Origin of the sequence: uncultured Clostridium sp., from assembly GCF_963515715.1 — a bacterium.
GTDB lineage: Bacteria > Bacillota > Clostridia > Clostridiales > Clostridiaceae > Clostridium_AW.
The window spans coordinates 135662-156557 of sequence record NZ_CAUPZS010000004.1; the positions used below are offsets into that span (position 1 = coordinate 135662).

The following is a 20896-nucleotide window of genomic DNA, read 5'->3' on the forward strand; positions in this document are numbered from 1 at the left end:
CATATATATTCCAATTAGTTTTTTCTTAAATCCTCTATGGGATATTTATATATATCATTAGGAATTACAAACCTTAGATAATAATAAGGCTCTTTTTCATTATTTATGTATATCCATCTCTCCATATCAATTACTACGGCATTATAATCTACCTTTAAGATATTCTGTTCATCTTCACTTGGATTTCTTGGTATAATAACTTGTTCCACTCTACTTATAGTAAATTTAAGTTCTTCTAATATAATCTTTGCAAGTGAATCATTAAGATCAAAATTTTTTAAAAGTTCCACAGCTTCTACATTAAAATAGGATTCTTCTATGGCAATTGGCAACTTTTCTGCGTAGCGAATTCTTCTTAAATAAAAGCAATCCTGTTTCCTTTCCCATTTAAGTCTTTTGCATAATTTATTATCTAGGGTTATAACTTTGCTTTCATCTATTATATTTTTAGGATTTATCCCTCTTACCTTCAAAGAATAGGTAAGGCTTATTAAGGGCTCGAAACCAATAGCAGGCTCTTTTCTTGCAACAAAAGTTCCTATACCCTGCTTTCTATATAAATAACCTTCTCTAACTAATCCTGTAATGGCTTCTCTAACAGTAGCACGACCAATTTTATATCTCTCCATAAATTCTCTTTCCGTTGGAATTTGAGCATCTACTTCAAATGTTCCTTCTTTAACTTTTTTCACTATCTCTTCCTTTAGCTGAATATATATTGGAATTGGTTTACGTCTATCTAACATACAATCCCTACCCTTTCTGATTAATTATTGAGATTTAATATATTTGCTTAATTATATTAATGTTAGTAATAAAAAATTCTATTATTTATAAGCTAATTTCCACGTAAAAATGGGTTTAGCAAAATAAAATTTGCTAAACCCATTTTAAATTTATACTTATATAATTTCCTTTTCTAAACTTGCACCGGTGAACTGACTATTATAAAGATCTGCATAGAATCCACCTTGAGCTAGTAATTCATCGTGGTTACCCTGTTCAATTATAGAGCCATTATTCATAACAAGTATTAAATCCGCATCGCGAATAGTAGATAATCTATGAGCAATTACAAAACTTGTTCTTCCTTTCATAAGTTCAGTCATAGCTCTTTGTATATAAACTTCTGTTCTAGTATCTACACTACTTGTGGCTTCATCAAGTATGAGTATTACTGGATCTGCCAGTATTGCTCTAGCGATAGTTAATAACTGTTTTTGTCCTTGAGAAATGTTAGATGCCTCTTCATTAAGAACAGTATCATATCCCTCTGGAAGAGTTCTAATAAAGTGATCAGCATGAGCTGCCTTTGCTGCTCTTATAATCTCTTCCTCACTAGCACCTTCACGCCCATAAGCAATATTATCCTTTATGCTTCCATTAAAAAGCCAAGTATCTTGAAGCACCATGCCAAAAACACTACGTAAATCTTCACGTTTTAATTCCCTTATATCAACTCCATCAACGGTGATTTTACCATCATTGATTTCATAAAAACGCATAAGTAAGTTTACAAGGGTAGTTTTACCTGCCCCAGTAGGGCCTACAATAGCAATGGTTTGACCTTCTGATACATCTATATTCATATCTTCAATTAGAGTAACCCCTTCTTTGTATCCAAAATCAACATTTTCAAATTTTACATTACCACTAGGAAATTCTATAATTTTAGTATCATCACTATCAGGAATTTCTTCCTCTTCATCTAACAGTTCAAAAACACGCTCTGCGGATGCAATGGTAGATTGAATGATGTTTGCAATATTTGCCGTTTGAACTATAGGCTGTGTAAACTGCTTTGAATATTGAATGAATGCCTGTATGTCACCTATTTCAATAGACCTCTTTGTTACTAGAATACCACCGACTACAGATACAAACACATATCCTATATTATTTACGAAAGTAATAATTGGCATTATAATACCAGAAATAAATTGCGCTTTCCAACCGGCCTCATAGAGTTCTTCATTAATTTTATTGAACTCTTTTATAGATTTGCTTTCATGCCCAAAAGCTTTAACTATTTTATGACCTGTGTACATTTCTTCTACATGACCGTTAAGTTCACCTAAGGACTTTTGCTGATCCTTAAAAAACTTTTGTGAGCGAGATGCTACTACTTTAGTTGCTATAACTGAGAGTGGCAATGTAACAAAAGTAATAAGAGTCATTATTGGGCTTATTTTAAGCATCATTATTATAATTCCAACTATGGTAACAATAGAAGTAATAAGCTGTGTAATGCTCTGTTGCAACGTACTACTGATATTATCCACATCATTTGTGACACGGCTTAATATTTCTCCGTGGGTATGAGAATCGAAAAACTTTAATGGCAAACGGGAAAGTTTTTCATTTACATCCTTACGCATATTAAGAACGGTTTTTTGTGCTACTCCTGCCATTATATATTGTTGAATGTAGGAAAAGAATGCACTGCCAATATATAATGCAGCTAAAATAGCAAGGGTTTTATATATATAATCAAAGTCTATAGGCGCATTTGGAACCTTAATTCTCTGCATTATTCCAGTAAATAAAGTAGTTGTTACCTTACCCAAAATTTCAGGGCTTAGAATTGTAAAAGTAGTACTCAATATTGCCATAATAAATACTGCAATGAGCTGAACTTTAAGGGGTTTTAGATACCCTAAAAGTCTTTTTAACGTACCTTTAAAATCCTTTGCCTTTTCTACTGGCATGCCCATTGCAGGGCCTCCATGGCCTCTTCCTAATCCTCCACCGGATTTTCTTTCTCTACGTTTTTCACTCATGCCAATTCCTCCTCTGAAAGCTGTGAAGATACAATTTCACGATATACTTCACAGTTATTTAAAAGCTCTTTATGTCTACCCATTCCTGCGATCTCACCATTATCCAAAACTATAATTCTATCTGCATTCATAACGGTACTTACCCTTTGAGCTACTATAATCATAGTGGAATCTTTCGTTTCACTTTTCAATGCTGCACGTAATTTTGCATCAGTTTTAAAATCTAAGGCTGAGAAACTGTCATCAAAAATATATATCTCTGGCTTTCTAACTAAGGCACGAGCAATTGATAAACGTTGTTTCTGTCCCCCTGAAACATTTGTACCACCTTGAGCTATCATTGAATCTAAACCATCCTTCATATTGCTTATAAATTCTGTAGCTTGAGCTATTTCACTAGCATGAAGAATTTCTTCTCTTGTGGCATCTTCTTTTCCATATTTAATATTTTCTTCAATTGTGCCACTGAAGAGAACTGCCTTTTGTGGTACAAATCCTATTTTAGCTCTTAACTCTTCTTGAGACATTTCTTTAATATCTACACCATTGACTAAAATACTTCCTCTATCCACATCATAAAAACGTGGAATTAAATTTATCAAAGCAGACTTTCCAGATCCAGTACCTCCTATTATTGCAGTTACCTCCCCTGGCTTTGCACTAAAAGAAATGTTTTTAATGGCTGGCTGCTCAGCTCCTGAATAGCTAAAAGCAACATCCTTAAATTCCACATAACCTCTTTTACTATTAGCGCTAACAATTTCTTCAGGGTCGTTGATTTGTGGTATCATGTCTAATACTTCATTTATTCTCGTTGCTGAAGCGGAAGCACGTGGTATTAATACAAACATCATAGAAACCATAATTAAAGAGAACATAATCTGCATAACATATTGAATAAATGCCATTAAATCTCCAACTTGCATATAGCCTCTATCAATACGAATACCACCAAACCAAATAATCGCTATAGTGGTAAAGTTAAGAAGTAACATCATTGTAGGCATCATTGCAGCCATTATTTTATTTACCTTTATAGCAGTATTAGTAAGATCTAAATTCGCCTCATCAAAGCGTTTCTTTTCGTGATCATTGCGATTAAAAGCACGTATTACTCTAATTCCAATAAGATTTTCACGCAGAACAAGATTAAGCTTATCCAACTTTGTTTGCATTACCTTAAATAATGGAATTCCTTTTCTTACTACAATAAATATAGTACCTGCTATTATAGGAACTGCAGCTACTATAACTAAAGATAGGGTTGCATCCTTTGACACCGCCATGATAATACCGCCTATGCACATCATAGGTGCACTAATCATTATTCTTAAAATTATAATAACCACTTGTTGAATTTGCGTTATATCATTTGTAGTCCTGGTAATAAGAGAGGAGGTTCCTATCTTATCAAATTCCTGGAGAGAGTAGCTCTCAACTCTAGAAAAAATATTATTTCTAAGAATTTTACCAAATCCCATTGCAATTTTTGAGGACAAAAAGCTGGCAACGATTGTACATATTGTACCTCCTGCAGCTACTATTAACATTATTCCTCCAATTTTTAAAATATAATTTGTATCTCCACTAACTATACCTTTGTTAACAATGTCCGACATCAATGTGGGTAAATATAATTCTGAAATTGATTGAAAAAATACTAGTACTAACACTGCAGCTATTGAAGCTGCATAAGGCTTTAAAAATTTGAACAGCTTAATCATAAATTATCATCTCCATCTAATTCTCCTGTGATTGCATATCTAATTTTTTATCACATACTTCTTCAAGGTTGTCTTTCATTTGCATTAGTAACCTTCTAAGCAAAACTTTCTCTTCTTCTGTAAAATTAGAAAAACATTCCTGGTTAATAATTTTCATAATTTGAATTACTTCTTTACTTAGATTTTTCCCTTGCTCTGTTAAATAGACCCTCACAACTCTTTGATCCTCAGCATCTACTTTTCGTTCCACCAAATCAAACTTTTCCATTCTTTTTAACATCATAGTAATAGTGGCAGGTTTTATATTCAATTTATCTGATAATTCCTTTTGACTTTGCCCATCTTTAATATGTAATGCCATAAGCATGGGAGGTTGACCTGGATACACCCCAACTTTTTCTAATAGTTTATGAGTTCTATAATAATGAAGTCTTATTACTTGCGAAAAAATATGATATAAAGAATCTTTTTCAATACATTCCAATTTTCTCCCTCCTATTTAATTAGCCTACTAAACATATTAAATAATATCACGTAAGATATTTACTAGTCAATATCATTAATAAATAATAATTTTAAACAATTTGTTAACATAAATATGATATCCTATTCCGTTAATATTCAGAACATTATATAAAAGCAACATAATTTCTACGTTCTTATAATAAATTTATTTTTGAAAACATTTTCTATTTTTATTAAGTATTTAATCATTAGCCTGCTAATATATTTTATGTTTTTACTAATCTCTAAAAATCAATGTTTTAATCAATCTATCCTTTCCTAATATAGTATTAGGAAAAATACTTACTGCATTATCTTTGTATAGTTCTGGCTCAATCATAGCTGGACTAAAATGAGTAAGTAAAAGTTCTTGAACTTTACCTTTACTAGCTAATTCCGCCCCTTCAGCGAAGGTCATATGTTTATTATTAATTGCTTTGTCTAAATCTTCGTTTTTTCCATAAATACCCTCACATATAAATAAGTCACTATCCTTTATAAAATCAGTTATAGTACTTAGTGGTCTCGTGTCTGTTATAAAGCTTATCTTTATTCCTTTCCTCTCGCTTCCTAACACCATATTAGGTTCATATTTTTTTCCATCATGTATGACAATTTCCCCCCTTTGAAGTGCATTCCAAAGAAATTTTGGTACTTCTTTTAAAATTGCCTTCTCCTGATCAAATCTTGCTTTTCTATTTATGTAAAAGCTATAACCTATACAGGGTGTTGAGTGATTGAGTTCTAATGTAGAAATAGTTAAGTCTCTAATATATATATCCTTTGCTGGATTTTCTATTATATTTATCTCATAAGGAAGATAAGGTGCTATAACTCTAAGACAATTTACTATATTCTCTATACCCTCTGGTCCTATAATTGTTAATGGCTCAGTTCTCCCGCTATTTCCAATCGTTGCAAGAAGACCCGGTAGTCCTACAATATGATCTCCATGCCCATGAGTTATGCATATAACATCAATAGACTTAAACCCCCAGCCAAGAATTTTCATTGATACTTGAGTTCCTTCCCCACAATCTATTAATATTTTTCTCCCTTTATAATTTATAAGCAATGAAGATAAAAACCTTTCAGGTGTAGGCATACCTCCACCACAGCCTAGTAGTGCTATATCTACCATAAATAATCACCTCATCTTTATATTGTTGACAAGTTCTGCTTAAAATATATTATAAAAACTGCTCTAGAAATATAATTATCCTCCGAGCAGTTTTAATGCTAAATATTTATTTTTCATTTAATTCAAGTATATTTATATCTGTAATAAATTCATTCTTAATCCTTAAAAATTGTTTTATATCATTCAAAAATTGGAATAAGGATGCTCTAACTTCAAATTCCTCTCGCGATATAGGAAGGGCCATACTTCTAAAATTTTCCCTTAATCTATATAAATCTTCAATCAAATTTTCAGCGGTATTTTCTTCATATATAGAGTTAGCAACCTTTTCCGTGAAATCTGCCATCATTACCGCTTGCTCATATGTGGAAAAGTCACTTTTGAAATGTTCCCTCATGGATTTTAAAGTTTCCAATTGCTGCATTCTCATTTCCATGTATCTAACATAGTAACTATCATCCCCTCGAAAATAATTGTTTAAATTTATATAAGTAAGTTTTCTTGCCCCACGCAACCTATTCTCTAAATTTACAAGTAACTCTTCTTCCTCTTCCTTAGAAATTTTTCCATTCCTCATAGCTTCAGCTATTCTAATTAGAATTTCTTTTATACTTTCTTCTATAAACAACTGATCTTCTTTTATCCGTCTCTCAATATTTGGCATATAAAGATTTAATATTAAGGCTACAGTAACCCCAACTATCATGAGTGCTACTTCATTCCACAACCAGAATACACTAGTTGATTTTTCAACTAAGAGATGGGATACCAATACCGAACTAACAACAATTCCATCCTCTACCTTAAACTTTACTGCTAAAGGTATAAAAATTACTAGAAAAATACCAAAAATTATTTCTCCATAGCCAAGTAAATTAAATAGAATCGCTGCGAGGCAAAGGGCTAAAATACAAGATAGTATTCTTTTTAATGCGCTTTTAACGGACTTTCTACGGGTCTTCTGAACGCTTAATATGGTAATAATTCCTGCAGATGCAGCATATTGTAATCCCAATTCTTTTCCTATTATAATTGCCAAAGAAGCTCCTATGGCGGTTTTTAATGTTCTAAATCCAATAAATTTCATAATACCCTCCCAACATGCATTTTTTTAAGTGTCATATAAAATTATACTTTATTTACATAGTTTAGTTAAGACTTCTTATCATGATCAATATAAAATTCTTAGAAGTAAAAAGCAGTCTAATTTTCCTAAGACTGCTTACAATAATTCTATTATTATATTATTTGTTATATTAAATTAACCGTTGCTCCAAATATACCTACATACTGATTAAGAGGAATGAACTTATCTCCATTCCACGTTAAGGAGGTTTGTACAAGCCCTAAAGTGTCTGCATTAAATCTTCCTATTATTCTTTGTAAAGCAAAAAGCTCATAGACTCCATCTCCATTAAAATCTATAGGATATATATTTCCTACTCCAATTACATCTCCTTTTATCTCTTTTATGAGTTTACCATTTTTATCATAAATTTCATTTAGATAATCTTGAGGCTTATTTGAAATATCAATAATAAACTGTTTATTTAGAGTTTTACTCAATACCTCCACCTTGTAGTTATCCTTATATGTCACTTCATATTCATAGCTTTTGTCAAAATCTTCATAGTCAAACAACTTCTTAGGCTGATTTCCCACAAAAGAATATAGGTAGTTGTAAGTAAATCCACCACTTCCCCCTGAATCAATTGTAATAAAAATATCATCTATGCCATCCCCTGTAAAATCTCCTAAAAACATCCTTGGTCCATATCCAGCGTTATCTTTTAGCTTTATACAGTACAGTCTATTATCCCTTCCGTCTCTAATAACTAAAGTTATATCATCATAGAAAGGACTTTCTTCTCCAGAAGGCTTTTTTCCTATTAAGTAAACACCGTCTGTTATTTTATCTCCGTTTACATCACCTTTTTTATATTGGATTATGCGATATCTTTCTTCGGACATTTCTCTATTAAGATGCACCCATGGACAATAAAACATGAATTATCTCCTTAAAATTATTGCTTATACAGGTATAATATGTTTATTATTATCACAAGTTTACTATTGTAAAAGAAATCTACTGTGAAAATTGACTTTTATAAAGATTATAGTATGACCCTCTTTTATCTATAAGCTCATCATGACTACCACTCTCTTTTACTTTTCCTTCATCAATTACCATAATAACATCTGCATCTTTAATTGTGCTTAACCTATGAGCTATTATAAAACTAGTTCTTCCATTCATAAGCTTAAGGAGGGCTTCTTGTATTCTTAGTTCTGTACGAGTATCAACACTACTAGTGGCTTCATCTAGTATAAGTATAGAAGGATTTGATAAAATTGCCCTAGCTATGGCTAAAAGCTGTCTTTGCCCTTGACTTAAGTTCACTCCACCTTCAATCAGAAGAGTATCGTAACCTTGTGGCAATTTTTTTATAAAAGAATGGGCATTAGCCATTTTAGCTGCCTCCTCTATTTCTTCATCCCTAGCCTCTAATCTTCCATATTTAATGTTTTCTTTTACTGTTCCTGAAAATAAATATGTATCTTGTAAAACCATGCCAAAGCATCTTCTTAGGCTATCCCTAGTATATTCTTTTATATTTTTATCATCAATTAATATTTCTCCATCAGTAGCTTCATAAAAACGGGTGAGCAAATTTACAATAGTGGTTTTACCTGCTCCTGTGGGTCCTACTAAAGCGATGTTGGTTCCTTCTTTTACTTTAAAACTTATGTTTCTTATTACTGGTACAGTCTCTCTATATCCAAAGGTTACGTCTCTAAACTCTACTTCTCCTCTAATATTTTCTAGAATTTTAGCTTCTTTTATATCTTTAACTTCCTCTTTTTCATCTAAAATTTCAAAAACCCTTTCTGCACCAGCAACAGCTGATTGTAAAGTATTGAATATATTTGCTAAATCATTTAAAGGTCTAGTAAATTGCCTGGAATAACTTAAAAAACTAGCTATTATTCCTACTGTAATTCCACCTGCAATCCCGCTTTTTATGGATAAAATTCCTCCCACAACAGCAACTACCGCAAATCCAAAATTATTAATTACATTCATTAGAGGCATTAGGTATCCAGACCAAATTTGAGCCTTTATCCCCACCTCGCATAAGTTTGAATTAATCTTATGGAATTCTTCAATTATTTTATCCTCACGATTAAATGCTTTTACTACTACAATACCTGATATGGACTCCTCTATATGCCCATTTAAACTTCCTAATATTACTTGTTGCTCCTTAAATAAAACCTTTGTCTTCTTTGCTATATTGCCCGTGAGTAAAAACACCATGGGGATGGTAATCATACTAGCCAAAGTAAGCAGCGGACTTAAAATGAGCATCATTATAAAAGCTCCTAAAATATTTATTGAACTTGACATTAACTGAATAGTAGATTGAGATATGGTAGTACTCACATTTTCTATATCATTAGATAACCTACTCATTATTTCTCCATGAGTATGGGTATCGAAAAAAGATATAGGTAAATTTTGAAGCTTATCAAAAAGTGAAGCCCTCAAAGTAAAAACTATTCTTTGAGATAATCCAGCCATAATCCATCCTTGAATAAAACTTATAAAACTATCTACAAAATATGTAATTACAAGTATTCCTATAATTATCTTAAGCCCATTAAAATCTACTTTCATTTCCCCTAATGATATAATATCTACAGCTTTCCCTATGAAGTATGGCACCATCAATCCAAGTGCTGAACTTATGATTATCAATGAAAACACTACTAACAAAAGTTTTCTCTCTTTGCCAAAATAAGTCCATAATCTAAGAAAGGTTTCTTTGAAATTTTTAGGTTTAACAACGGGTTTCATTCCACGTCCAAAGGTACCTTTATTTTTAGAGGGTAACCCAAATCCTTTTCTCTCCATTTACACACCCTCCTTTCCTATTTGTGAACGGAATATTTCTTTATAAATATCACAGTCATTCATCAATTCTTCATGTGTTCCCATACCTACAATAGAGCCATTATCTAAAACAATTATCCTATCAGCACTCATCACTGAAGTAATTCTTTGAGCAATTAAAATACAGGTAGTATTGCTAGAATATCTTTTTAAATCTTCCCTTATCTTTCCTTCTGTAGCTGCATCTACAGCGCTAGTAGAATCATCTAGAATAAGTATCTTAGGTTTTTTAACTAATGCACGAGCAATTGAAATTCTCTGTTTTTGCCCTCCTGAAAGATTTACTCCTCCCTGTCCCAATACAGTATTATACCCCTCTGGAAAGGAGGATATAAATTCATGTGCCTGGGAAATCTGCGCTGCTTCTTCCACTTCTTCTATAGTTGCAAACTCATTTCCCCATTTTATATTTTCCATTATTGTTCCTGTAAATAGAGTACTCTTTTGAGGAACTATGCCTATTATTTCTCGTAAATCTTTAAGGTTTAAATCTTTTATATTCACTCCATCTACTTTTACAACTCCAGAAGTTGTGTCATAGAAACGTGGTATTAAATTAACTAAAGTACTTTTACCAGCTCCTGTGGAACCAATGATTCCTAAGGTTTCCCCTGGCTTACATGTAAAAGTAATATTTTTTAAGACAGGTTCGCTTTTATCCCCATTGTAGGAAAAACTCACATCTTCAAAATTTATTTTTCCACGAGTTTCTTTAAAACTTATAGTTTCTTCCTTCATATTTATATTATTTTCTTCCTCAAAAACCTCTCCTATACGTTCTGCGGAAGCCTTTGCCCTTATAAACATTGTAAATACATGAGATAACATTATAAGAGAAAATAGAATTTGTGTCATATAATTTGTAAAAGCAATTATTTGTCCTACCTGCATGTTTCCGCTGTTAACCCTCACTCCTCCAAACCATAGTAGTAGCACTATGCCTATATTTACTGTTAAAGTTATAAGTGGATTAAATATTGAAAGTACTCTAGTCCCTTTAATAGATATTTGTGCTAATTCATTATTTGCCCCTTCAAAGCGATTTATCTCGTAGTCAAAACGATTAAAAGCTTTAACCACTCTTATACCCGCTAAATATTCTCTCATTACAGCATTTACTCTATCTAGTGATTTTTGTATTTTAACAAAATATGGATACCCAGCTCTCATATTAATAAATATAAGAACTGCAATAATTGGCACCACAGCTAATAGTATTAATGCCATAGAAGGATTAATTAAAGTCGCCATTATAAGGCTTCCAATACACAAAAGTGGGGCCTTTACAAATATCCTCATCATCCCATGTGCAAAATTTTGCACTTGATTTACATCATTAGTTAATCTAGTCATGAGAGATGCTCCCTGAAATTTATCAATATTACCAAATGAAAAGCCCTGTATTTTTTTGAAAAGATCTTCTCTTAGTTTACTTCCAAATCTTTGAGATACGTTGCTAGATATAATGTTACGAGTAACTGCTGACATAGCTCCTAAGGCTGTAACCGCAAGCATTACTCCACCCATATTTAAAACATAATCCATATTATTTTTGAGTACTCCATTATCAATAATCTTTGATACTATAGTAGGCTGCATTAAATCACAAAAGGCCTCAATGATTAGAAAAACTAATACAACGGCATATTTTTTCCAATATATTTTTACATATTTATTTAAATAACTCACTTAAATCCCTCTCTTAATCTCTAACTTAAAATACTTTATATTTCTAAATTATAGCATAAAAAGTATAGACCATTATCATTATGATGTATTTTAAAATAAAAAACTAATGTTATAAGCCTTAGTAACCATTTATAACCACAGGAATAACATATTAATAGTAAAAAATAAAGGAGAGGTATGATGTTAGAATCTATATTATTAGTATCAGCATTATCTTTAGATGCATTTGTGGCTAGTATTGCCTATGGAACAAGTAAGATAAAAATACCTTTTTCTTCAGTAGCTATTATTAATATTGTTTGTTCATGTATTCTTGGTATATCTCTTTTTTTTGGTTCCTTAGTAAAAAAAATTGTACCAGGAAATATAACATCAATAATAAGCTTTATAATTTTATTATTATTAGGTATATATTATTTGTTTGAATCCATTGTAAAAACATACTTACAGAAAAGTTCAACATCAACTAGAAAGTTAAAATTAAAATTTTCAGATATTCAATTTATTATAGATATATATGTAGACGAAACTAAAGCCGATTCAAATAATTCAAAAGATCTTAGTGCAAAGGAAGCCTTGTATCTTGCAGTGGCCCTTTCTTTAGACTCATTGGCTGTAGGCTTTGGAAGTAGTTTGGGTAGTATCAACTATATACAAGTTATATTATTGTCCTTAATTTCTGGTATGGTTGCTGTATTATCGGGATTATTTTTAGGCAAAAAATTCGTTGAAAAATCAAAAATTAATTTATCCTGGCTCTCAGGAGTACTCCTTATAGTTTTAGCAGTTTTAAGATTAGTATAGATAAAATTTCTAATGCTATAATAGTTTAAATAAAAAATAACACTGGAATATTACATTAAATTCACCAGTGTTATTTTTGAGGTTATTTTTTCTTAGTGTCTTTTCCTTTATTTTTGTTTGCGTCCTTCTTTTTATTACCATTCTTAGTGGAGCTGCTTTTTCCTTTACCCTTGTCCCCCATTATATGCCTCCTCGTATAATTAAATATAATTAATTTTATGAGAGTAATGATAAAAAGATTCCTAAAAATAAAATTACTAATTATTGAATCTTTAACAATTTGCATCTATATTGCATTTAATATAATATGTAATATAAGGGAGAGGTTAAATTGAGTTGCATAAATGATATAAGCCCTCAAGAATTAGCTACTTTAGCCAACATAGTAGCCATCGCTCTAACGGAAGGCAGAACAGCAAATGAGTCAAATGTTTTAGGAAATTTCACAGCTGCAGTAGGAGCTTTAATATTGACCATTGCAGCTCAGCAACAGAGCCTAGAGGCAAAGCTAGAGGCAATAAAGGCAAAGGAGACAAAAGATAAAAATACGAAAGCTTCAAAAGATAAAAAAGATACAAAAAATATGAAAGCTGCAAAAGATACGAAAGATACGAAAGATACGAAAGCTTCAAAAACTGAAAAATAGAACTTGATAACTATTAATAAGTTAGACAATTAATAATATAGATTTGGAGTGATTTCACAATGAAAATAGGACAAGATTATATAGGCGTCGGCGTTGGGGCCGTAATTTCAAATGATAATGGAGAAATACTTCTACTACTGAGAGAAAGATCACCGGAAGCTGGATACTGGTCTATACCAGGTGGAAAAGTAGAGTTCTTTGATACAATTGAAGATAGTATTAAAAGAGAAATCAAAGAGGAATTGGGTGTAGAAATTGATATAATTAAGCTTTTAGGTGTTACTAATCATATATTAGTAGAGGAAAAATCCCATTGGGTGGCTCCTACCTTTTTAGTAGAAATTATAAAAGGGAAAGTAAAAAATATGGAACCGAATAAACATAAAGATATTAAATGGTTTTCTATTGATAATTTACCTGATAACATCACTCTTACTACCAAAAAAGCTATAGAGTATTTAATAAAATAATTATTTGTAGAAATAGCACCTTATATCATCATAGTACTAATCATAGCTACATATTATATGTGATGTGATTCTTTCATTTATATAGGACAAAAAACCTTATAGTTTCAAGCTATAAGGTTTTTATGTTTTTAAATTTTTATTGAGTAAAATATTTTTTAAAAAGCATTGTAAATAAATGCTGCTTTAAATAAAGTATCATCTGAAGACAGTATTATTTGAATACTTTTCTCTACATCAACGAAGAAAACACCTATTATATCTTCATCATTGCGTAGCTCAATTTTTGTATGGATCTGATATCCAAGTTCCTCTTTAAATATATTTATCTTGTTACATAATACCATTCCTTCGTTACTTCCTACAAAGAAAACCGCTCCTTGTGGAAATGTAAAATTCATCTTATCTCCAGAATTATACTGTATAACTTGCTCCTGATCTCCATATTTAAACTCTAAATCCTTTTCCATTTATTTCATCTACCTTTCTAAATATTTAACCATATCAATAGTACTATTCTATAAAGAAAAGCCTTTTCCTCCTATTAATATTATATATATAATAGAAGCCGATTCTCTTTAAAGAAAATCGGCTTGATAACTTACAACTTTACCTTTTGCTACATACATTGCTTTGTCAGCCTTTTGTATTAGTGTGTTTATATCTTCTCCATTATAAGGATAAATACTAGATCCTATACTAAAGGATACTTCTATATCAGAATTTATATTTTCAGTAAACCTATCTTTAGAATTTAAAATCCTTTTAATTATATTCTCTAAATCCTCACTGCTCCTTAGATTAGGTATAATAATTAAAAATTCATCTCCTCCAAATCTACAAACCATATCTCCATCCCTTACGCATTCTACTAAAGATTTAGCAACATTTATTAAAACTTCATCTCCAACACTATGACCATAAGTGTCGTTAATAAATTTAAATTCATCTAAATCTATAAACAATAGTCCTAATATTGTATTATTTTCCTTTGCTTCCCCTATAAATCTCTCTGCTGTTTCATAAAATAGAGTTCTATTGGCTAGCCCAGTTAGTCCATCATAGTAGGCTAATTTAGTGATGGTTTCTTCTTTTTCCTTTAGTTCTTCATTCATGTTGTATAGTTTACTAACATATTCTTTAAGTTGATTTATTCGAGCAAATTGATTTGTTACATTTATAAATTCTAAAAGTATAAATTTTTTATCATTTTTATCTATGGAACTTATTTTAATATTAAAATTTTCATTATCATTAATTATACCTTTGTGTATTGCAGCAGAAAAGAACATTTTACATCCGTCATTTAAAACATTCTCAATGGATTTAATAAAGTAACTTTTATTCAGCTTTGGCATAACTTCATATATATTTTTATTCAAAACTTCTTCCATGGAAGTTTTGGTTATTTTTTTCATATAATCATTCCAAAATATTATTTGAAGTTCTTCATTTAATATTATGGTTCCTTCATTTATTAAATTTAATATACATTTGAAAACCTTATCCATATAAATCATCTACCATTATATCTATTTTATTTATCATTTCGTTTAGGGAATTTATAGTTAAGTCAATTATTATTGCACCATCTATTTTAACATTATCTATGTTAAATGTAATGTAAAGCATTAATATGTGAGTATTTTCTTTGCTCTCAATATCCTTAGCAAAATCAATTCTATCAAAAATCTTAACTTCTGGAATGGAGTAGTTTAATTTAATGTTTATGTAATTGCCTATTTCTCCAATTATTGAGTTTAAAATTATGTTTCCAATTTCTTTAATTATATCATAATCAATATCAGTAAAATCTATATCAATTTCTGTATTAGGTTCCTCATTATTTATACAAACATTTATAAAAGTTTTCATTTTATCTGCTGGAAATATTAAATTTGCTTGTCCAGTTAATTGTTCTTTAAATGAGATTGAGGACACCATTAATGCCCCTTCCAATACTTTAGGAAGATAGTTCTCAATCTTAAGTTCTTCACTGATAACATGTATTATATCTACATAGGGTACATCCAATATGATTTTACTATTAATCATTTCCGAGAGCATGGACGCAGCCTTTCCAACACTTATATTGAATAGCTCTTTTAATGCATCATATCTTAAATCATTATCACTCATTTATATCATTCCTTATTAATTGACTTACAAGCTTTGCTTTATCATCATTAAATGGTTTATTTATAAAAGTCATAACCCCTAGTTGTTCTACTTCTTCCTTTACACTTACTTGAACATCTGCTGAAATTACAACTATCTTAGCATCCTTATCTTCTTCTCTAATCCTTTTTATAAGCTCTATTCCATTTACTTTTGGCATCAATAAATCTACAAAAGTATAATCTGGATTTAAGATTTTATATTTTTCACAACCTTCTTGTCCATCAGCAGCAAAGTGGACAGAAAAATCCTCCAAATATTTCTTCAATAAATTATTAGTAACTTTTTGTGAAAAGCTAGAATCATCGATTATCAATATCTTCATTGATCAAACCCTCCTGAATACATTACCATTTAATTTTAATGATAATTAAAGAAAAAAGCAATCCCATTCGGGACTACTTTTGCAATTTTTTCAACTTTTTCTCAAATTAATCCAATAATTTCAGAAAAAGAAGTAAATTTTACAATAATTTTATGATCTCATCCTTTAAAATCAATAACTCTGGTGACAACAGTCTATCTAATTTATCACCCTTATGAAAATCTAGAGTAATCTCCTTTTTAATGCTAGCTGGCTTATCTGATAGTACATATATTCTATCGGATAGAAAAAGTGCCTCTTCTATGTCATGAGTAATAAAAAGTATAGTATTGTTTAATTTTTCTTTCATTTCTAGAAGCCATTTTTGCATTTTTCCCTTTGTTATTGAATCTAGGGAACCAAAAGATTCATCTAGAAGCATTATTTCTTCAGAGGTCATAAAAGTCCTTAAAAAGCTTGCCCTTTGCCTCATTCCTCCTGATAGCTGAGAGGGATATTTATCTTCATATCCCTCTAGTCCCACTATAGGAAGATATCTTTTAACTTTATCATAGGCAACCTTTTTTTCAACACCATTTAGTATCAAAGGCAATGAGACATTGTCCATGATATTTTTCCAAGGAAGAAGTAAATCCTTTTGCTGCATATAACCTATATTTCCATTGACTATGACTTCTCCACTATCCTTAGATGTTAGTCCTGTGATTATATTGAAAATGGTACTCTTCCCACAACCGCTAGGACCTATTAAAGATATAAATTCTCCCCTACTAACCTTTATGCTTATATCTTTTAGTATTTGGTATTCTCCGTATTTTTTATCCACATTATTTAAACTTATAAGGTATTCTTTATTATTGTAAAAATTCATTGGTGAATGCATCTTCAGTCTTTAACTCCTTATCTATTAATCCTCTGTCTTTCATGAATTTAGCATAGTTTCTCCAAACTTCTTCTTTCATCATTCCCCATTTTGGAGCATCTTTAGCATATTCTTTAGCTAAGAATTTTTGACTTTCTATTGCAAGCTTTTCATCTATTTCTGGAGCATATTTTAAAAGAATTTTTGCGCTTTCTTCTGGATTTTCTATAGCAAATTTATATCCTTTTTCTGTAGCCTTTAAAAACTTTTTAACTTTTTCAGGTTTTTCATCTATAGTTTTATTGTTAGTTACTAAAATTGGAGTATAGTAGTTTAATGCTGGATCTAAATCTTTAACAGGGATATAATTTATATCTACGCCTCTTAATTTAGCTTCTATTCCTGTCCATCCTTCAAAAATCCAAGCTATATCAATATTCTTTTGAGTTGCTGCAAAAAAGTCATCATTACCTATACTTATGTTTTTAACTTCCTTATAATCTGCTTCATTATTTTCCATAACTGCCTTTAATACCGCTTCTTCAGAAGGTGAACCCCATCCTCCATAGGTTTTCCCTTCAAAATCCTTAACAGTATTTATATTTTTGCTTTTAGGCGATGCAAAACCTGAAGTATTGTTTTGTATTATAGTGGCAATGGCCTTTACTGGAAGAGGTTCTTTGCCAGTCAATGCATAGGTTACATCTTCCTGATAGGTAACCCCAAAATCCCCTTTTCCTGTGGCTATAAGGGTAGTGGAAGAACCTTCTGAAGGCTGCATAATTTCCACATCCAATCCCTCTTCTTTAAAATATCCCTTTTCTAAAGCAACATATAATCCTGTATGATTTGTGTTTGGTGTCCAGTCCAATATAACTGTAGTTTTTTCTAATCCATCTTTTCCTGTATCTTTAGCTTCCTTTGAGGCACAACCTGAAAATAACAAAGCAGTAACCCCAAGAATGCTTATTAACCACATTAATTTTTTTCTTTTCATAATATTTATTTACTCCTCTCTAATTTTACTTCCAATGAACTAATTTATTCCCTATAAAGTCTATTATGTAAATTATTAATATGCTAACTATGACTACTACTAAAATTGAAGCAAATACCTTGTCTAAAGCATAAGCATTTTTTGATCTTACTATATAAACTCCTATCCCTTTATCTCCCCCTAGCCATTCTCCAACTACTGCTGACATTATCATATAAGTAGCTGCAATTTTAAGACCAGATAGAAGGTTAACCATGGCATAAGGAAGTTTTAAATGATAAAAAGTTTGAAGTTTTGATGCCTTCATAGAATGGAATAGACGAAGATAATCTCTATCTATCTTTTCTAGCCCATCTACTAAACTTATTACTATTGGGAAAAAGCATACCATAATTACCACTATAATTTTAGGTAAGGTTCCAAAACCAAACCATATAATAAATAATGGAGCTATAGCTATGGTTGGAATGGTTTGAGAAATAACTAAAATAGGGTAAAAAGCCTTTTTTATAATTTGAAAACTATCCATTACTATAGCAAGTATAAAAGAAAAAATTAAGGATAACCCAAAACCTACAAAAGCCTCGTAAAGGGTAACCTTAGTGTGAGATAAAATAAGCTTATAATCATTACATAAAGCCCTTATAATATCTGTAGGCGCTGGGAGTATGTAATGAGGTATCTTCTTTATCACCACAATAGCCTGCCAAAATAAAGTGATAAGGATTATAGTTGCTATAGGATAGATTCTACTATCTATATTTGTAGATTTTTTCATCCATAGTTACCCCTTCATTTTTGTAGTCAATCTTTACTACGGAACACACCCTTGAGGCACCTTCTTCTGCACATATATTCTGTGCTTTTTTAACAATTTCTAATAAAGTGTCTATATCTCCCTCCATAGTAGTTTCCATAGGTCCCACTTCGTATTTTACTCCTGTTGATGCTATGTACTCTATAACCTTATCTACAACAGGGTATATTCTTTCTTCAGGAACGTTTGGTATTACTTGAAGACTTACATTAACATTTTTCATATGTTTCCACCTGCTTTCCATATTTTAAATTTCAATTAATTTGTTAAAATTATTGTAGATTATTTCTTTTACCTCTTCTTTAGGAAGCCTTTTTATAGAGGAAATTTCTTTTATAATATTTTTGATATAGCTTGGGTAACTATACTGTCCATTTACCCATTCTAAGGCAGTTGGCCCATCAGTTTCTGTTAAAATCCTCTCCATAGGAAGGTATTTTACTATTTCATCAGTAAGCTTAGAATAAGAAACATCTACGCTTATAGTAAAATAGCATCCCATATCTAGAAGCTTCTTTAAAATTTCTAAAGATCCGCTATACCAATGAATTATGGGAGTCCTTAAATTATACTTTCTAACAAGCTCAAGTATTTGACCTTCTGCACCTTTAGTATGTAAATTGGTAATTTTATTATACTCTTTAGCCCCTTCTAAAAAAAATTCGAGCACTTTAAGCTGTAGTGGATATCTTTCTTTTTCTAAAACCCAGTGAAAATCAAGTCCTACTTCTCCAATTATAGAAGTCTCTTTGATATATTCTTCAAATTTTTCTAAATTGTTATGGTTTTCATGAGCTCTCCAAGGATGAACTCCAAAGGCGGGTACTATAAGTGGATTTTTTTCACTAAGCTTTCTTGTAAATAGATAACTTTCCTCATCCATAGAGCATGCTAATGTTTTTATATTATTTTCATTAATTATAGTTAAAGCCTTGTTTAAGTTATCTCCATAAAAATCTAAATGATTGTGGGCATCAATATACATACTTCCTCCATTAAATAAAAAATATAAAGCTAATTATTAAAACTTAATAAAAAAAGCACTGTAATAAAACAGTGCTTAGGAATTCGATAAAATCAGCTTAGCTTCCCTACGTCGGTTTTATCCGCATCAGGTTCGAAGGGTTAAAGTTTGAACTTTTCTCAGCCACTTGGCACCCCTAGCACTAGATATTTAATTATATATTCTAATCTACATTTGTTATTTTAACACTAATATTCAATAATTGAAAGTAATTTTTTATTTTTATTTCTAATCCTTGCCTAATATAAAAAATATTATTTAACTACAGCTTGTACTTCTTCAACCATTTCTATAGTTGAGTTAAATCCGCCTCCACCAACATACCAAATATGAGGATCTAGATACACAATTTTATTATTTTTATATGCTGATGTGGTTTTAATTAAATCATTTTCTAAAACCTGCTTAGCACCAGTCTGGCCACCTACAACAGCTCCTCTATCAACGACAAATATATAATCTGGATTCTTTTCTACTACGTATTCAAAAGAAACACTTTGTCCATGAGTAGATGAGTTAATATCTTTATCCGCAAGAGTAAAACCAAAGCTTTTGTGTATAATACCGAATCTTGAATCTTCTCCATAAGCACTTAAAGATCCCTCATTAACCATAAGGATTAACGCATTTTCTCCACTTGCTTTTGTTTTTTCATTTAGTGCTTTAATACTATCATCAATATTTTTAAGTTCTTTTTCTACAAATTCTTCTTTATCAAAAATTTCTCCTAAAGTTTTCATATTGCTTTTAAATGAATCCATATAGTTTTCATTGCTTATTGTAAGATATACAGTTGGAGCAATTTTTTTCAAGTCTTCATATAATTTAGCTTGTCTTCCTGAAATAATAATTAAATCTGGTTTAAGTTCATTTATTTTTTCAAAATCTGGTTCAAATAAAGTTCCTATATTAATATATTTATCATCTTTATATTTTTCAAGATGAGCAGGGATATTTGACTTTGGTAATGCCACTGGTTCTAT

Annotated in this window: 22 protein-coding genes and 1 riboswitch; of the genes, 3 read left to right on the forward strand and 19 right to left on the reverse strand. The window is 30.8% G+C overall.

Translation table 11 applies throughout. From position 1 onward, the window contains the following. Positions 1-14: 14 nt before the first annotated feature. From RYO54_RS05285 to RYO54_RS05325, 9 genes are all read right to left on the reverse strand, one after another. Positions 15-746, reverse strand: a complete 732-nt coding sequence (locus tag RYO54_RS05285; RefSeq protein ID WP_315116426.1) for a GntR family transcriptional regulator — start codon at positions 744-746, stop codon at positions 15-17. A 156-nt stretch (positions 747-902) separates the two neighbouring features. Further along, a complete protein-coding gene (locus RYO54_RS05290) occupies positions 903-2780 on the reverse strand; it encodes an ABC transporter ATP-binding protein (RefSeq protein ID WP_315116427.1) in 1878 nt (625 codons plus the stop codon). Further along, entirely contained in the window at positions 2777-4504 is a 1728-nt protein-coding gene (locus RYO54_RS05295; RefSeq protein WP_315116429.1) for an ABC transporter ATP-binding protein, read from the reverse strand. The genes RYO54_RS05290 and RYO54_RS05295 overlap by 4 nt, the downstream gene beginning before the upstream one ends. Positions 4505-4520: 16 nt before the next feature. Further along, a complete protein-coding gene (locus RYO54_RS05300) occupies positions 4521-4988 on the reverse strand; it encodes a MarR family winged helix-turn-helix transcriptional regulator (RefSeq protein ID WP_315116431.1) in 468 nt (155 codons plus the stop codon). 258 nt (positions 4989-5246) lie between these two features. Continuing rightward, complete coding sequence (locus RYO54_RS05305; RefSeq protein WP_315116433.1) at positions 5247-6149, reverse strand: ribonuclease Z; 903 nt, start codon at positions 6147-6149, stop codon at positions 5247-5249. A gap of 106 nt (positions 6150-6255) precedes the next feature. Beyond that, positions 6256-7236 (reverse strand): aromatic acid exporter family protein, encoded by a 981-nt coding sequence (locus RYO54_RS05310; RefSeq protein ID WP_315116435.1) that lies wholly within the window; start codon positions 7234-7236, stop codon positions 6256-6258. Between the two features lie 164 nt (positions 7237-7400). After that, complete coding sequence (locus RYO54_RS05315; RefSeq protein WP_315116437.1) at positions 7401-8156, reverse strand: VCBS repeat-containing protein; 756 nt, start codon at positions 8154-8156, stop codon at positions 7401-7403. A gap of 79 nt (positions 8157-8235) precedes the next feature. After that, positions 8236-10065, reverse strand: a complete 1830-nt coding sequence (locus tag RYO54_RS05320) for an ABC transporter ATP-binding protein (RefSeq protein ID WP_315116439.1) — start codon at positions 10063-10065, stop codon at positions 8236-8238. Next, on the reverse strand, positions 10066-11793 hold the full coding sequence (locus tag RYO54_RS05325) for an ABC transporter ATP-binding protein (protein ID WP_315116441.1): 1728 nt from the start codon (positions 11791-11793) through the stop codon (positions 10066-10068). Between the two features lie 180 nt (positions 11794-11973). Between RYO54_RS05325 and ytaF the strand changes: the two genes are divergently transcribed. The 3 genes from ytaF to RYO54_RS05340 all read left to right on the forward strand — a co-directional run bounded on the left by ytaF (position 11974) and on the right by RYO54_RS05340 (position 13713). Beyond that, positions 11974-12597, forward strand: coding sequence for a sporulation membrane protein YtaF (gene ytaF / locus RYO54_RS05330; RefSeq protein WP_315116443.1), 624 nt, complete (start codon positions 11974-11976; stop codon positions 12595-12597). A gap of 331 nt (positions 12598-12928) precedes the next feature. Then, complete coding sequence (locus RYO54_RS05335; protein WP_315116445.1) at positions 12929-13243, forward strand: hypothetical protein; 315 nt, start codon at positions 12929-12931, stop codon at positions 13241-13243. 59 nt (positions 13244-13302) lie between these two features. Beyond that, entirely contained in the window at positions 13303-13713 is a 411-nt protein-coding gene (locus RYO54_RS05340) for an NUDIX domain-containing protein (RefSeq protein WP_315116447.1), read from the forward strand. A 155-nt stretch (positions 13714-13868) separates the two neighbouring features. Here the strand turns inward: RYO54_RS05340 and RYO54_RS05345 are convergent, their stop codons facing one another. The 10 genes from RYO54_RS05345 to RYO54_RS05390 form a co-directional block, all read right to left on the reverse strand. Continuing rightward, on the reverse strand, positions 13869-14180 hold the full coding sequence (locus tag RYO54_RS05345) for a hypothetical protein (protein WP_315116448.1): 312 nt from the start codon (positions 14178-14180) through the stop codon (positions 13869-13871). A gap of 108 nt (positions 14181-14288) precedes the next feature. Continuing rightward, positions 14289-15221 carry a sensor domain-containing diguanylate cyclase gene (locus RYO54_RS05350; RefSeq protein WP_315116450.1) on the reverse strand — a complete coding sequence of 311 codons (933 nt, stop codon included), beginning with the start codon at positions 15219-15221 and terminating at the stop codon, positions 14289-14291. Continuing rightward, on the reverse strand, positions 15214-15849 hold the full coding sequence (locus RYO54_RS05355; protein ID WP_315116452.1) for a chemotaxis protein CheC: 636 nt from the start codon (positions 15847-15849) through the stop codon (positions 15214-15216). The genes RYO54_RS05350 and RYO54_RS05355 overlap by 8 nt, the downstream gene beginning before the upstream one ends. After that, positions 15842-16213, reverse strand: a complete 372-nt coding sequence (locus tag RYO54_RS05360; RefSeq protein ID WP_315116454.1) for a response regulator — start codon at positions 16211-16213, stop codon at positions 15842-15844. Before RYO54_RS05360 ends, RYO54_RS05355 begins: the two co-directional genes overlap by 8 nt. Positions 16214-16352: 139 nt before the next feature. Next, positions 16353-17084: an ABC transporter ATP-binding protein gene (locus RYO54_RS05365; RefSeq protein ID WP_315116456.1), complete on the reverse strand. Its 732-nt coding sequence runs from the start codon at positions 17082-17084 to the stop codon at positions 16353-16355. After that, a complete protein-coding gene (locus RYO54_RS05370; RefSeq protein WP_315116458.1) occupies positions 17068-18072 on the reverse strand; it encodes an ABC transporter substrate-binding protein in 1005 nt (334 codons plus the stop codon). The genes RYO54_RS05365 and RYO54_RS05370 overlap by 17 nt, the downstream gene beginning before the upstream one ends. Positions 18073-18097: 25 nt before the next feature. Then, positions 18098-18850: an ABC transporter permease gene (locus RYO54_RS05375; protein ID WP_315116459.1), complete on the reverse strand. Its 753-nt coding sequence runs from the start codon at positions 18848-18850 to the stop codon at positions 18098-18100. Continuing rightward, entirely contained in the window at positions 18825-19112 is a 288-nt protein-coding gene (locus tag RYO54_RS05380) for a thiamine-binding protein (RefSeq protein ID WP_315116461.1), read from the reverse strand. Before RYO54_RS05380 ends, RYO54_RS05375 begins: the two co-directional genes overlap by 26 nt. Before the next feature lie 24 nt (positions 19113-19136). Then, on the reverse strand, positions 19137-19874 hold the full coding sequence (locus RYO54_RS05385) for a TatD family hydrolase (RefSeq protein ID WP_315116463.1): 738 nt from the start codon (positions 19872-19874) through the stop codon (positions 19137-19139). Between the two features lie 86 nt (positions 19875-19960). Beyond that, positions 19961-20061: riboswitch (TPP riboswitch) on the reverse strand. Positions 20062-20167: 106 nt separating this feature from the next. Beyond that, positions 20168-20887 (reverse strand): siderophore ABC transporter substrate-binding protein, encoded by a 720-nt coding sequence (locus tag RYO54_RS05390; RefSeq protein WP_315116535.1) that lies wholly within the window; start codon positions 20885-20887, stop codon positions 20168-20170. Between the last annotated feature and the right edge of the window lie 9 nt (positions 20888-20896).

Bases quoted from the DNA above. Each gene is read 5' to 3' on its own strand.
- RYO54_RS05285 (WP_315116426.1), bottom strand. From the start codon at position 746: ATGTTAGATAGACGTAAACCAATTCCAATATATATTCAGCTAAAGGAA.
- RYO54_RS05290 (WP_315116427.1), bottom strand. From the start codon at position 2,780: ATGAGTGAAAAACGTAGAGAAAGAAAATCCGGTGGAGGATTAGGAAGA.
- RYO54_RS05295 (WP_315116429.1), bottom strand. From the start codon at position 4,504: ATGATTAAGCTGTTCAAATTTTTAAAGCCTTATGCAGCTTCAATAGCT.
- RYO54_RS05305 (WP_315116433.1), bottom strand. From the start codon at position 6,149: ATGGTAGATATAGCACTACTAGGCTGTGGTGGAGGTATGCCTACACCT.
- RYO54_RS05310 (WP_315116435.1), bottom strand. From the start codon at position 7,236: ATGAAATTTATTGGATTTAGAACATTAAAAACCGCCATAGGAGCTTCT.
- RYO54_RS05315 (WP_315116437.1), bottom strand. From the start codon at position 8,156: ATGTTTTATTGTCCATGGGTGCATCTTAATAGAGAAATGTCCGAAGAA.
- RYO54_RS05320 (WP_315116439.1), bottom strand. From the start codon at position 10,065: ATGGAGAGAAAAGGATTTGGGTTACCCTCTAAAAATAAAGGTACCTTT.
- ytaF (WP_315116443.1), top strand. From the start codon at position 11,974: ATGTTAGAATCTATATTATTAGTATCAGCATTATCTTTAGATGCATTT.
- RYO54_RS05340 (WP_315116447.1), top strand. From the start codon at position 13,303: ATGAAAATAGGACAAGATTATATAGGCGTCGGCGTTGGGGCCGTAATT.
- RYO54_RS05345 (WP_315116448.1), bottom strand. From the start codon at position 14,180: ATGGAAAAGGATTTAGAGTTTAAATATGGAGATCAGGAGCAAGTTATA.
- RYO54_RS05350 (WP_315116450.1), bottom strand. From the start codon at position 15,221: ATGGATAAGGTTTTCAAATGTATATTAAATTTAATAAATGAAGGAACC.
- RYO54_RS05355 (WP_315116452.1), bottom strand. From the start codon at position 15,849: ATGAGTGATAATGATTTAAGATATGATGCATTAAAAGAGCTATTCAAT.
- RYO54_RS05360 (WP_315116454.1), bottom strand. From the start codon at position 16,213: ATGAAGATATTGATAATCGATGATTCTAGCTTTTCACAAAAAGTTACT.
- RYO54_RS05365 (WP_315116456.1), bottom strand. From the start codon at position 17,084: ATGAATTTTTACAATAATAAAGAATACCTTATAAGTTTAAATAATGTG.
- RYO54_RS05370 (WP_315116458.1), bottom strand. From the start codon at position 18,072: ATGAAAAGAAAAAAATTAATGTGGTTAATAAGCATTCTTGGGGTTACT.
- RYO54_RS05375 (WP_315116459.1), bottom strand. From the start codon at position 18,850: ATGAAAAAATCTACAAATATAGATAGTAGAATCTATCCTATAGCAACT.
- RYO54_RS05380 (WP_315116461.1), bottom strand. From the start codon at position 19,112: ATGAAAAATGTTAATGTAAGTCTTCAAGTAATACCAAACGTTCCTGAA.
- RYO54_RS05385 (WP_315116463.1), bottom strand. From the start codon at position 19,874: ATGTATATTGATGCCCACAATCATTTAGATTTTTATGGAGATAACTTA.